Below are 13,550 nucleotides of genomic sequence, written 5' to 3' on the forward strand. Positions count from 1 at the left end.
TTTAAAAATATCGAATCCAATTAACGACCTGTACAATAATAACTTCTTCAAAAAAGATAAGGAACATGGCAAGTACTACGGCTTGATTCGTTGCCTTGCCAACGCCACGAGTTCCTTGTGTGGCATTAAATCCTTTGTAACAACCTATAATTCCAATGGTAAATCCGTAAACAATGGATTTGACCAGCGATGAAAAAATGTCTAAAAAAGAAATATTAGAAAAAGCATTTTTATAGAAAATTACTAAACTGGTAGCTTCTTCGGAATGAACATTATAATAAGATCCCAAAAGTCCGATGCAGCTGCAGTACAATGACAGAATAGGAATAGAAATTGTTGTTGCAAGTACCCGGGTAACTACCAAGTATTTAAAAGGATTAATTGCCGATACTTCCATGGCTTCAATTTGTTCGGTAACTTTCATAGAACCCAATTCAGCACTAATACTTGAACCTACTTTACCCGCACAAATTAATGCTGTTACCAATGGACCTAGAGCTCTGATAATGGCTATTCCCATTAATGAAGGCAACCAGGAAACAGCTCCAAAAGTTTCTAAAGAAGGTCGCGATTGTTTTGTAAAAACGATACCAACAATAAATCCGGTAAGCGTTATTAATGAAAGTGATTTTAATCCAACTTCGAAACACTGATTAATAATTTCGCGCCAATGAAAAGGAGGTCTAAATGCTTCTTTAAAAAAGCGAGCAGTAAATTGATAGCCTTGGTAAACGCCTTCTAAATAAGAATCTATTCCTTTTGAAAACAAATGTTTTTTTGTTCCGATAGTATTCATTTTAGAGTGCTTTATTATATTATCATTCTATCTCATAATCTGAATCTGCAAAAAATATTTTTTTTGAATGAATTTATCTATATTGAATAGTGTTATAAATTTACAAAAATAAAGTTGTAATTTTTATATTATTTGTTTCAAAGGTGTTGGTGCTTAGTTGAATAACTATAAAAAGCAAAGGACTTTGATCCTTTTTTATGAAGTGGATTTACAAACAAAAGCTACATAGAATATGAAGTTAGGTTTGTATAATTATGCGAATTCTTCAAAACTGTAAAGCAAAGTGTTTACTTTTTTAGTGAGCCAAATTTTTTGGATTTAATAATTTTGCCCTTATCTGTAATCATTAAGAAACCGTAATCGGGATATTTATTAATTAATTCAATTCCATTTTTTTTACCCAAAACCATTATTGAAGTACTCAAACCATTGGCTGTTTCGGCATTTGGACCCAAGACGGTTACACTACATAAACCCGTAGATGGATAACCTGTAGATGGATTGATAATATGAGAATAACGTTTGCCATCAAAAACGACAAATTTTTCGTACGAGCCAGACGTTGTAACTGCTCCCTGTTTTAAATGGATAATTTTTGAAATTTTGTCAGGACGAAAAGGGTTGGTAATACCAATGTTCCAAGGTTTGCCATTTGGCTGCATACCCCAGGTACTCATATCTCCGGTTGCGTTTACAATTCCAGCTTTGATGCCTTGTGCTATCATCATATTTCGGCATTTATCGGTTGCATAACCTTCTCCTAAGGCTCCAAATCCAATTTTCATTCCTTTAAGTTTTAGGAAAATGGTAGATTGTACACTATCTAAAATAATGTTTTTGTATCCTACTTTTTCTACCGATTTCTGAATTGCTTCGGCAGATGGCATTTCGGTCATAGAACCGTTAAATTTCCATAGTTTGTCCATGGCGGCAAAACTGATATCAAAAGCACCGTTGGTAATTTCAGATAAATGAAGTGCTCTTTGCGTCAATTGAAAAACTTCCGGATCCACTTTTACGGGACGGATTCCTGCATTTTTATTGACTTCGGACACTTGAGAAGTAGGTTTCCAATCAGAAATTAAATTTTCTATTCTTGTTATTTCAGAAATAACGCTATCTATATTTTGTTCTGCCGATAAAGAATCTTTTGCTACAATTGTAATATCAAAACGCCCCCCCATAAGCATGGTTGTTCTTTTTCGTAAGGTTTGGGCGTTGCTGATAAAACAGAACAATAACAGCGCAATAGCGATTGTGTTTTTGGACAATAATTTAATATCAAGTTGCATATTCTCTTTTTTTTAATACTAATAGCAGTCTGTTAGTATTTGCCCGTTAGCTTTGAAATAAGAAATTGAGGTGTTATTTTTGGCCATACATATAGATTCAATAACTTTTTCGACATCCTGTTGCATCGCCAGTGAGCCACAAATCATTATAACGCCACCATTCAGCAGTAAATTAGTAAAAAAATCAGCATCTCGCTTGATAAGATCCATTACATAATGGTGGTTTGCTTCACGCGAATACGCCAAATTAAAATTTTTCAATCTTTGCTTTTCTATCATTTTTGAAGCAAATTTTTGATAGTGTAAGGTGGTTTCGGTTTCCATTCGGAAGCCACTATAGAGATGAATTTCAGTTTTTTTCTTGTTTTGTTCTACCATTCCCAGAAAAGGAGCAATCCCAGTTCCGTTAGAAATGAGTGCTACTTTGGATGCTTTTTTAGGAAAATGAAAAGCATTGTTGTTAATGATTCTTGCTTTTATGACAGTTCCAACTTCCATATTATATAAATAACTAGAGCCTAAACCCGATGGATGTAATTTTACAGCAAGCTGAATGTTCCCTTTGCTATTTCCTATAGAGTACAATCGTTCTCTGTTGTCGTTTGCGGGATAAATTGCTAAAAGATCACCCGAAGTGAATTTTGTTCTCATTCCGGCACGCAAGGTGAGTAGAAATGTTTGATCGGTATCTGAAATAGTAGTTTTTTCAAGAACCATCATTTTCTCCAAACCTTTTGGGATATTATTGTACAAAGATGGAGTGGTAGCAAGAGGAATTTCGGTTTTGGCACTCCATAATTTTACCCAATTGACAAATTCTTCGGCAGATTTATCATTTACAGTTTGCAAATCCAGAAAGCGTTCCGCCCAAGTTTCTTGCACCAATAAGTTATCGATCTGACTTGCATAACCGCAAAAATCCGGATAAGCTTTTGAACCAAAACCAATAACAGAAAAATTAATTTTTTGCTGTTGCTTGCTTTGACTGATTAATGATACAAATTTACTCGCATTAGATGGTGCATCTCCTAATCCGTAAGTTGAGGTAAAAATAATCAGATGTTCTGCCTTTGGATAAAGACTGTAATTATTCAGCTGAGCGATATGAGCTTTTTCTCCATTAGCTGTTAATTGTTTTAGAATGGCATTGGCAAATCGCAGAGAACTTCCGTTTTCCGAACCTACTAATAAGATGAATTTACTTTCTTCGGCTTTGAACTTGTTTTTAATGCGACTGGCTCTTCGTTTGAGTGTCATTGCAAAACCGGAATAAATGAAAAACAGAATATTCAAACAGGCTATTGCTAAAATCACTGCCCAAATAATACTTGCACGACCCGTGTGTAAGTCAAGACTCAAATCGGATAAAACGGCCGACATCGGGAAATGTTTTTCGCTAATGATGGCATTTGTAAATTGATCAACTTCTATTTTTCGATCTTTCAACTCAAATGTATAATAGTCTTCGGGATCATCTGAAAAGGGGAATTCTATTTTCTTAACATCTGTTAATAATGCGTTTTTGAAATCAAAAATTTTCGTTTCGTTTTTCGAAATTGGCAATTCCCCAACGGTTTTAGCAATGCTTTGATTCGATTGGGTATCTTCGAAAAGATTGAATCGTACCATCGATAAATAAGTTCCCGAAAGGGCAATTATCAAGATAGGGATTAGCGCCAATCTGCCCAATAAAACGTGGTAGTATTGTGCAAAATAATCTTTTATAATTTTAGAAAAGAAGTTGCGCAAACCTTTTTGTCGGTTGATCACTAATGCGAAACCGGAAATAGAAATTAGTACTAACAGAAAGGCACTAAATCCAACAAAAAAACGACCTGCTTCGTGCAGAAATAAAGAGCGATGAAGTGCCGTAATCCATTGGATAAATTCGCTTTTTTTTTGTGGTGTACCTAAAATTTTCCCTGTCAAAGGATCGATATAAGCATTGACGTCGTTTCCTTCGTTATCAATAGCCTGCAAGCTTACAAATTGCTTGTGATCGATACTTATTTCTGTTATTTCAGGATATGTTGAGCGAAGCATAGGCAACGTTCTATCCAAAGTAATTTTCTCAAAATTTTCCACTCGATAAGAAGGCATTTTCTCCTGAATCGCATCAACTGCAAGTATAGCACCAGTTACAGATGCTAAAACTAAAAATAAAGAAGAAAACACCGCCAAAGCCAAGTGTGTGTAACGCCAAAAAGAAAGAGTCATTTATTAGCTATTGAATTTTGCTTAATCTTACATATCTAATATAACCTTTACCTTCTGCTTTTTCAGCAATTGCTGCAGAGGTTAATGGCATTTCTAAATCTGCTTTATGGTATTTTTGGTCCTCTACAGCTGTCTCAAAACGCAATTTGTAACCAGTATTGATTTTAGAATCTTCAATTTCAATGGTGGTAATACTGCGATCGCCTCCGGTAACTGAAGCGCCTGTTTTGGCACTGATATTCGTAGGTTTTTTAGAATGAAATTTATGCCATTCTTTAAGAGTGTTGTACCATTTTTTATCATCGCCCATTACATAAAGTGTTTTTTCATATTCACCTTTAGGGTTGATGAGTGATACTACAATATATGCGCCTTCTCCCATGTAATTTGACATTTGTAGCATGCATTTGTATTTACTGCTTTGTGCGGTAGCCTGAAAAGATAAAAGGCATAGTAGCGCACCTACTAATGATATTTTAAGTATTGATTTCATTTTTTTATTTTAAAAATTCTACAGAGATGTTGTTTTTGGTTAAAGTTTCATTTTCTTTTGCCAAGGCATAAGCACTTTCGTCAAATTCAGTGATAATGTCTTTTTTGGCACCAATAGAAACCAGATATTTTAAGATCGTATCGTCTTTAGAAATCATGGCAGCTTTGTGTAAAGCTGTTAAACCATCTTTGTTTTTAGCATTTATATCAATGTTTAAAAGACTAATGTTTTTTAATAGAACTAAGTCATTTTTTAATACGGCTAAATGGTAAAGTGTGCTTTCATCTTTTTGAGCTGTAGCCAAGTTTAGTCCTTTATCTTGTAGTAATTCCATTTTAGCGGTAAAAGGATCTTGTTTTTGACCGGCAGCTTCCGGAGCACGACCGCTTTGTGGCTTGTAGGATTGAATTAAGTAATATCCTAGATTGTTTCCATCTTTGTCTAGCACTTTTGCATCGGCAGCTTTATCTAATAAGAGTTTTACCGGATTTGCTGTTTCTGATTGAACAGCCTTAGTTAATGCCGATTCGCCTTTATTATTTTGAACATTGATATTTTTTACGATCGGAATCAATAATTCTAATGCTTCAGTATCTTTTGCTGTTGCAGCTTTCATCAAAGGAGTATTTCCTTCTTTATCAGCTTTATTGGCATCAACTCCTTTTGCTAAAAAGTAATTAATAATCTCAATTTGTTTTGGTTTATTTGTTAGAAAATGAAGTACCGTTTCTCCTTCTGTAGAAAGTGCTGTTGGTTTTATTTTTAAATCCTCTACTAAGTATTTGTAAACTTCGATAGTATTAGACTCACGACGAGAACCTTGTGCGGCAATAATAAGTGCATTATCAGTATATTTTACTCCTTTTTGCAACAACGTTTTTAAAAGGCTTAAATTTCCATTTCGAGCAGCATAATTAAAGGCTGTATTCCCATTGTTATCAACATCTTTAAGAGACAGTCCTTTAGAGATTAGGTAATTGCTAAGGCTTAGATCTTTGTCATTTGGAATTGCAATAAGTAACAAATTGGCACCGTCCTTATATTTTTTCTTTGGATTTATTCCTGCTTTAAAAAAGGTATCATAAATAGCTGTATTATTTTGACCGCTATTGGCTGCAAATATTAGTGGAGCCGACCCATTACTGTCTTCGGAATTTATATCAGCTCCTTTGGCAATCAGGTAATTTACAATTTCGGTATTTCCTTTACTAGCTGCCCAATGAAGGTAAATACGGCTGTCGTGTGTCGACTTATTAACGGTATTTCCAGGTTGCTCTAATAAAAATTTTATTGTCTCTATTGGCGCATCGCCATTAATAGCATAAACAACTGGATCAAAAGATCTATCGTTGAGTTCTGACGGATTATTACCTTTGCCTATTTCAGCTTGAACAGCCGTTATAGCAGGGTTGGTTTTCCAAAAAGACGGCTCTAATAATGTGTTTTTTTGCTGTGCACTAGCTAATAAAGTAGCAGCAAATGCAAAAGAAATGAAAATATTTTTTTTCATGATATTTGATAAATGTTTTTTTGATAATAGGTTTCTATCCTTTATTTTGATTGTTTATCCTAGTCTTTATTTTGATTAAAAAATGTAAAACCTATTTAGAATAAATAAAAATAAGGCAAATATAGAAATTAAAACTATATTTTCAATCGCTTTTTTTTAATTTTTAAAAACACTTTGTGAAAATTCTTTCATTCCAATATATCAGAAGAAACAAATTCTAGGTGTAACTTTTTTTCTTCTAAATAAATGATAGATGGCTACTAAGTTTTCATATCAAAGAAATGATGATTGTTTTATAGCATTCGAGGAAGTATTAATGAATATTTAACACTTAATAGATAAACTATAGATGCTGTACTTTTTAACTTTGCTGAAGTTATAACTTCTCGGCCTAAATGAAATCATCTATAAAATTGATCAGTAATTACGAATACAAGAAATTGTTTCTTCCTAAGGTGTCTACACATGATCTTTTTAATGAATCGAAACTACAGGTTTACAGGATTGAGAATTATCTTAAAAGCATTGTAATTCCGGTTAATCCCTATCGGACGTCTTTTAATTTTTTAATTTTTGTAACCAAAGGCTATGTGAAGCAGCAATTAGAAACTTCAGTTTTTGAGATAAAAGCTAATGAAGCACTGAATATTAAACAAGGAAATTTTACGGCAACATTAGAACTTTCTGATGATGTGGAAGGATTTTTTGTAGTATATGAAAACGAAATTATCACTGATATTGCTTTGAATAAGAATGATTTGAGCTTTTTCTATACTTCGCCGTTTTTAATTTTGAATGAGGTATCGTTTAATTGGATTGTACGTGCGTTTGAATTATTAGAGGAAGAATTGTTTACTAGCGATCGAGTTATGGAAATTTGTGTAGCCTTATTTCAATCTATTTTATTAAAGATAATTCGTTTAGAAAATAAAGGAAATGAAGTGCTCTCTCGTGTTCGCTATATTTCTTTCCATTTCCGTGAATTGGTTCAGAAAGAACACATTAAGCATAAAAACATCTCTTTTTATTCAGATGCATTAAATATATCAGACAATTATCTGAATAAATGCGTAAAAGACGCCACGGGAAAACCACCAAAACAGTGGATAAACGAGATTAGTATTCTGCACAGCCAGATTCTCTTGCAGGACAATTCGAGAGATGTGGCCGGAATTGCCTTTGAGTTGAATTATCAATCTCCGTCCTATTTTTCGAGATTATTTAAAAAAGTAACGGGCTATTCGCCATCTGATTATCGATTGCAGATAGCAAAATAGCACGTTTATTGTTGAAATCTAAAATGTTTTTCCGAACGGATTATTCCAGATTACATCTATTGCCAGATAATGCACACCAGATGTTTTAGCACCTTTTCCGATTAGATTATAGGCGTATCCAAAGTCAAATGTAAAAGGAATTTCACGTGGTGTCAGCGAATAATATAAGGCAAATCGACTTTCTTTATAGTCAAATTTTGTCCATTCGCTTTTTGGACTATGTTCTTTACTTATTGAGAATAATGCTTCGGCGCTACCGATAATATGGTGTAATTTCTGAGTTCCGAGATCTACATTTAATTGTGTTTTTAGACGTGTTCGAAACTGATAATCTTCATCACTTTTTGTAAAATCGGGATTAAAGAATTTTCGGTATTCTTGTCGAAAAGTGTTTTTCCATTTAAGGCGGTTATTTCCTGTCAGATAGGAATATCTACCATAAATACGAAATTCTTGTTTTATAGCCGGATCAGCAGTTTCGTATGGAGCTGTAGACTCATATTCATTTTGACGCCTGTAACTTATGGCATATGAATATTGCCAATTTTTAGCATATCGGTTAGAAAATTCCTGATTAAGCACAAGAATAGCCATCTTATTAAAAGGATTCGTGTCGTCAAGAGTACTTTTCCTTCCGATACCAATATAAGTCATTGATTCTTTCTTTTGCAAACTGTCTAATGATTGTTTGACACCAAAAGCAAACCAAGATGCGGTTTTTCCTTTTCCAAGACCTGGAGCGCTCAATTGTCCATAGGAAGCAGTAAAGGCAATCAGGAATATGATCGCCGTTAGTACTGTTTTTTTACTTTTAAATAATTTTCTCATGATTTCTAATTGTTAGAATTTATAACTAAGACCTGCCTTTACAGCAAAGGGTGTACCTGGTGTGAAACACAAGTCAGATACCGGATTAGACTCATTTTTAAGTCTGGTTTCTGTTTCAAATTGTGCTTCGTTCCATTTGGTATTAAATAAATTTTGGACTAGTAGATTTACTTCCCAACTTTTTTTGCCGTATGCCAATACGAGATCATTTACAAAATAGCCTCTAGCAGTTACCGAATTGTCTTCTGTCGCTGGTTTTGAATCCATATAACGATATCTGAGATTTGCGGAGAATCCGGATGGAGTTTTTATTGCTACACCACCAGTACTTGTCAAGGCTGGTACTAGCGGAATATAATCTTCTCCTCTTGGCTGCTCGATTGCACGTGCATGAGCATAATTGATGTCGCTATCTATATATAACCACGAAAAGGGTTGGTAACGTAAGCTTAAGTCAGCGCCCAACCGGCGTGTTTTGCCAGATGGTTCAACAACTGCTTCATCGCCAACATACACAAATTCCTGTTGCAGAAAAATGTACCATAATGCAGGTTGGATAATCATATTTTTAGTAGGACGAATGATCACACCTAAATCGCTACCGATAGAGTAGGGCAAGATCTCCTTTCCTTGCTGTTGCACAACTACTCGAACATCATTGGAATGGAAACCCATACCAGATTTCAAATACCATTGAAGATTGCTGTTTTGAGCATATGAAATATTTAATTTAGGACTCACCCTTGTAGCAGATGCGTCTTGTCCCGCGGGAATACTATTAAGACGATCGTGAAGATTAAAAACGAAATGATCTATGCGAACCGCTGGGTTGATTGTCCATTGTCCAATTTTCCAGTCCATCGTGGTATACGCATGCATATTAATTTCTGTCGCTGCTACATCAGAGAGTCTATTCAACAGCAGATCGCGCTGAAATACATGGCTGAGCTGTAGATCTTTGATGTCGTCAAAACGCAAGCCCATACCTGAAGTCCAGGTTATTTTGCTGTTTTCTAATGCATAACGATGGATGTATTTGTTGTCAAAACCATAAATGCTGCGGTTATCTGTCTGCTCTATCTCATCGCCATTTACGGGGTCATTCAAGAAAAAGGTAAAGTCAGAGAACAAATTGAATTTATACCTTGAATAGAATAGATTACTGGACACTTCTTCATTTTCGTTGATAAGGTATCGATAGTTTACCGCAAGATTAGTTCTAGAAGTACTTCCACCTTCTGTAGGATCAATAGAACCCCAGCGGTCTATTATTCCTTGCGCTACAGCTCTTTCGGGGATTTGCCCTGATGCGTTCCAACCGGAACTAAAAGTGGAGCCAAGGATGGAGATGTATTGTTTACTATCGATCCATTGATTGTATTTGGCAAGAACATTAATGCGATTAAAATTCTGCTTTATATCAAATGGACCATCAGAATAATTAAATTCACCCGCAACGTAAAAGTTCTTGTCTTTAGCATCTCTGCTTAATAGATTTAGCATTGTTACTGCGCGCATGGTATTGAACGATCCGCCTTCAATCTTGAAAAGGTTATTTTCTAATCGGTCAAATGTGGTGAAATTGACATAGCCTGAAGTATTAAAATCTCCTTTTTCTGCATAGTAGGCACCTTTTCCAAAATCGATATCCTTTATGGTTTCTGGGATTAGAAAATGTAAATCAGCATATCCTTGTCCGTGTGCATGTGATACAATATTTACCGGAATACCATCGGCAGTAACACTAATATCGGTACCATGATCATTGTCAAATCCGCGTAAAAAAATCTGCTCGGCTTTTCCTCCTCCTGCATGCTGCGCAATAAAGAGTCCTGGTACTTTGCGCAGAATATCTTGTGCAGAGTTTACGGGTGCCATTTTTAAATCGACTTGCATCACTTGTTTTCTAAAATCAGCATTATTGATAATAATCTTGCCGAGATGTATTGTATCTGCTTCCGTTTTCTTTACATCTTGTGCGAATCCATTTTGAAAAAGAAGCAAAATTGTTCCAACAGCAAGAAATTTAGATTTAAAATCCAATTTATTTATTTTATGTTATTAAATTATTTTTATTTGGTAGGTTTTTCTGTTATATGTTCTACACGACCAATTAATTTTTTTAATGGGACAATTACCCACATTGATAATACAAAAGGGAAAGTTAAGGTAATCCAGCCGTTGTGCATCATAAAAATATCAAAGTAAGTTGCAATAACAACCGATAGGAATACGTAAATTCCATCACGAGGTTTGGTACCACTACACGCTATACCGCAAAGTACGGCATTAAAGCTGAACATTCCATCATTAATTAAACTAGATGAATCATGATTATAATGGGCAATAGCAGCCGCGAAAATCGCACCCACAAATCCATACAAAGCCGCAGTTGGATTACTTACAAATACGCCTAAGAAGAAGATTAATCCAGCTACGATCGTACCTTGAAAGATTACCTCGCTATAGGCATGACCAACTACAATGAAATCTTGCAACTCATCAATTACAACTGTATTTTGTGGGACACTAGGAACAGCTAAACTAAAATGTTTTATTATTATTATTGCAATTGCTGTTATGACAATAAATGGGAAAGTGAAAAAAGGGATCTTCTTACGAATTGAAAATTCCATCAACAAAGTTGATAGTATAGTGCCTACGATTATTGCTGTCCAAATAAAAGGGTTTGTCTGAAAAAAAAACACCAAACCTACGCCAATTAAGGTTGCATTAAAACCATAAAGCCCCGCTTTTATATTGTCTTTGTCGAAGTTACATATTTTGGCTGTCAATGCACCAATAAGAGAACTTAGCACAGCAACCATTCCCATAAGAAGCGAATCATAGCATATTGCAATCAAAAAAAGCAATCCGGTCCATACGCTTTCTTGAAGCATAATTTGACCTATACCCTTCAATATAGTTTCTACACTTATTTTTATATTTTTCATATTAATTGAATTCGATCATTAAAAAAGTTTAATTTACCAGCCTAAAAAAACCATGCCTACACCACATAGCGTTACTACTGCACCGCTAATTGCAGGGGTAAAGCGTTCTAGTTTTTCTGTTTTTATAAAAGAATATCCATATACACCCAGTAACACCATAGCGAGCATGGTTAGTACTGTACTTATAGTAAAAATACTGATCAGTGTAAAAATTTCTGTTATGGAACGATTCAGTCCAGAATAAAATAACAATGGTATAAGCGGTTCGCTTGGCCCCATCACAAAGATGGCAAACAATACTAATGGTGTTACTTTAACCCGATCTTTAGGCATAACCATTTCGCCATGTTTGTGGGTATATACAAATACATCTTCACCCATTACATCAAAATGTTTGTGCGCCTTATTTTTATAAGCTAACCAAAGACCATAAAGTAAATAAATGGCACCAAATAACAGCAAAGCCCAACTGGCAATGTTACCTCGAAAATCTTGAAAAAAAGTGATTTTATTGAGTTGCCATCCCAAGAAAACTCCAATTAAACCAAGAACTACAGAGCTCAAGATGTGTCCAAGTCCACATATTATCGTGAGCATAATAGTTTTGGAGATACTCCATTTTCGAGAACGCGATAATACAATGAATGGTAGATAGTGATCTGGTCCAGACGCGGTATGAAAAAAACTAATGCTGATGGCGGTTATCGCCAATGCGAATAATGTTGTGGTCATTTTATCGTTATTTTATTATTTCAATATGTTTCTCCCAAAGGAATGTCTCTACCTTTTTAAAGAAATCAAACATTTGTTCTCCACCATTACCCAAAATACGAATAACAAATCCGTTGTTTTGTATCTCGCTAATACCAAATGAAACTGCCTCTAAATTTTCCATTTCTGTATAAAAATGCTCAACTAGTTCCGTCACATCTTCCTCTTTTGTGTTGAGGTATACCAAAGTACCTTGATGTGTAAAACCTTCTAAAAGACCTAAAGAATTCAATGGCATTATCTCTGGCTTTAGCAATACATTATCCTTTAAAATTAGTCGATCATGGTGATACACTTCTATAAGATTTTGGAAATGCGCATATTTAAATGTTTCTCCATAATGTTTTCTGCCACAGGTAATAATTTCGCTGATTGTCAGTTCGCAGCCATCTTCGATATTAATTGTATTTATGCTTTTAAAATTCGAATCTTCATGCGGTACAATAGGATGCGGTACATAAGAAAATGCAGTGTTTTTTTCCATATTTATCGCAATGACTTGCGAAGCACTGCCTTCCATATTGAACAATCGTTGGTAGGATTGCGATTGTAATTGCAAACGCGCATTTTTCTTTACGTGAACCTTGATGTCATAAACATCACCACTGAGGATTCCTGGTGATGTACTCGAAATCATTAGGTAAGCAGCACCGTCGGTTTTGTATTGACCAACGGGTGTTACTCTAAAGGGTTGCATAACAAAAGCATCTCTTAAAAACGATTGTCCTTGTCTTTCTTCTACTTCTATTTTTAAGGTACTTACCATTTGCCTTATCTAATTAAATTTGGTTCTTCAACATCTTCTAACAACGCATATTTCTTGATCCAACCAATAACTTCGTCGATTCCTTCGGTAGATCTAAGGTTTGAAAAAACAAATGGGGCTCCTTTTCTCATTCTTCTGGCATCATTTTCCATCACTTCTAGGCTTGCACCAACATAAGGAGCTAAGTCAATTTTGTTAATCAAAAGCAGATCTGATCTTGTAATACCAGGACCACCTTTACGTGGAATTTTTTCTCCTTCGGCAACGTCAATTACAAATATGGTTACATCTGCAAGGTCCGGTGAAAAGGTAGCAGAAAGGTTATCTCCGCCGCTTTCAATTAGAATTAATTCGATATCCGGAAAACGCGATACCAATTCGTCCACTGCCTCAAGGTTCATACTTGCATCCTCGCGAATTGCAGTGTGTGGACAGCCACCAGTTTCAACACCGATGATTCTTTCTTTAGGTAATAAACTATTTTTTACCATATATTCGGCATCTTCCTTGGTATAGATGTCGTTGGTGATTACACCAATTTTATAATCATTGAGCATTTTGCGACTCAAGCGTTCTAGTAAAGCTGTTTTTCCAGAACCTACCGGACCCGCAACACCTATTTTAACATATTTTCTTGTTACCATTT

At 35.0% G+C, this 13,550-nt stretch carries 12 protein-coding genes; 1 reads left to right on the forward strand and 11 read right to left on the reverse strand.

Annotated elements, in window-relative coordinates:
• Window position 1: 1 nt before the first annotated feature.
• The 5 genes from ACMDB5_RS09310 to ACMDB5_RS09330 all read right to left on the reverse strand — a co-directional run bounded on the left by ACMDB5_RS09310 (window position 2) and on the right by ACMDB5_RS09330 (window position 6,308).
• Window positions 2–796 carry an MlaE family ABC transporter permease gene (locus ACMDB5_RS09310; protein WP_413997988.1) on the reverse strand — a complete coding sequence of 265 codons (795 nt, stop codon included), beginning with the start codon at window positions 794–796 and terminating at the stop codon, window positions 2–4.
• Window positions 797–1,083: 287 nt separating this feature from the next.
• Window positions 1,084–2,088, reverse strand: coding sequence for an FAD:protein FMN transferase (locus tag ACMDB5_RS09315; protein WP_413997989.1), 1,005 nt, complete (start codon window positions 2,086–2,088; stop codon window positions 1,084–1,086).
• Window positions 2,089–2,106: 18 nt separating this feature from the next.
• Window positions 2,107–4,305, reverse strand: a complete 2,199-nt coding sequence (locus ACMDB5_RS09320; RefSeq protein WP_413997990.1) for a PepSY domain-containing protein — start codon at window positions 4,303–4,305, stop codon at window positions 2,107–2,109.
• Window positions 4,306–4,312: 7 nt separating this feature from the next.
• Complete coding sequence (locus ACMDB5_RS09325) at window positions 4,313–4,798, reverse strand: DUF2271 domain-containing protein (protein ID WP_413997991.1); 486 nt, start codon at window positions 4,796–4,798, stop codon at window positions 4,313–4,315.
• Between the two features lie 4 nt (window positions 4,799–4,802).
• Window positions 4,803–6,308 carry an ankyrin repeat domain-containing protein gene (locus ACMDB5_RS09330; RefSeq protein ID WP_413997992.1) on the reverse strand — a complete coding sequence of 502 codons (1,506 nt, stop codon included), beginning with the start codon at window positions 6,306–6,308 and terminating at the stop codon, window positions 4,803–4,805.
• Between the two features lie 395 nt (window positions 6,309–6,703).
• Here ACMDB5_RS09330 and ACMDB5_RS09335 point away from each other — a divergent pair, with 395 nt between their 5' ends.
• Window positions 6,704–7,585: a helix-turn-helix domain-containing protein gene (locus ACMDB5_RS09335; protein ID WP_413997993.1), complete on the forward strand. Its 882-nt coding sequence runs from the start codon at window positions 6,704–6,706 to the stop codon at window positions 7,583–7,585.
• Between the two features lie 18 nt (window positions 7,586–7,603).
• Here ACMDB5_RS09335 and ACMDB5_RS09340 read toward each other — a convergent pair whose 3' ends face one another.
• From ACMDB5_RS09340 to ureG, 6 genes are read right to left on the reverse strand one after another with little or no spacing between them, the layout of a single operon-like run.
• Window positions 7,604–8,413: a hypothetical protein gene (locus tag ACMDB5_RS09340; protein ID WP_413997994.1), complete on the reverse strand. Its 810-nt coding sequence runs from the start codon at window positions 8,411–8,413 to the stop codon at window positions 7,604–7,606.
• A 12-nt stretch (window positions 8,414–8,425) separates the two neighbouring features.
• On the reverse strand, window positions 8,426–10,456 hold the full coding sequence (locus tag ACMDB5_RS09345; protein ID WP_413997995.1) for a TonB-dependent receptor: 2,031 nt from the start codon (window positions 10,454–10,456) through the stop codon (window positions 8,426–8,428).
• Between the two features lie 29 nt (window positions 10,457–10,485).
• On the reverse strand, window positions 10,486–11,367 hold the full coding sequence (locus ACMDB5_RS09350) for an urea transporter (RefSeq protein ID WP_413997996.1): 882 nt from the start codon (window positions 11,365–11,367) through the stop codon (window positions 10,486–10,488).
• A 33-nt stretch (window positions 11,368–11,400) separates the two neighbouring features.
• Window positions 11,401–12,099: a hypothetical protein gene (locus ACMDB5_RS09355; RefSeq protein WP_413997997.1), complete on the reverse strand. Its 699-nt coding sequence runs from the start codon at window positions 12,097–12,099 to the stop codon at window positions 11,401–11,403.
• Between the two features lie 7 nt (window positions 12,100–12,106).
• Window positions 12,107–12,904, reverse strand: coding sequence for an urease accessory protein UreD (locus tag ACMDB5_RS09360; RefSeq protein WP_413997998.1), 798 nt, complete (start codon window positions 12,902–12,904; stop codon window positions 12,107–12,109).
• A gap of 5 nt (window positions 12,905–12,909) precedes the next feature.
• Window positions 12,910–13,548 (reverse strand): urease accessory protein UreG, encoded by a 639-nt coding sequence (gene ureG, locus ACMDB5_RS09365; RefSeq protein ID WP_413997999.1) that lies wholly within the window; start codon window positions 13,546–13,548, stop codon window positions 12,910–12,912.
• Window positions 13,549–13,550 lie beyond the last annotated feature (2 nt).

Origin of the sequence: Flavobacterium sp. W1B, assembly GCF_047344965.1 — a bacterium.
GTDB lineage: Bacteria > Bacteroidota > Bacteroidia > Flavobacteriales > Flavobacteriaceae > Flavobacterium.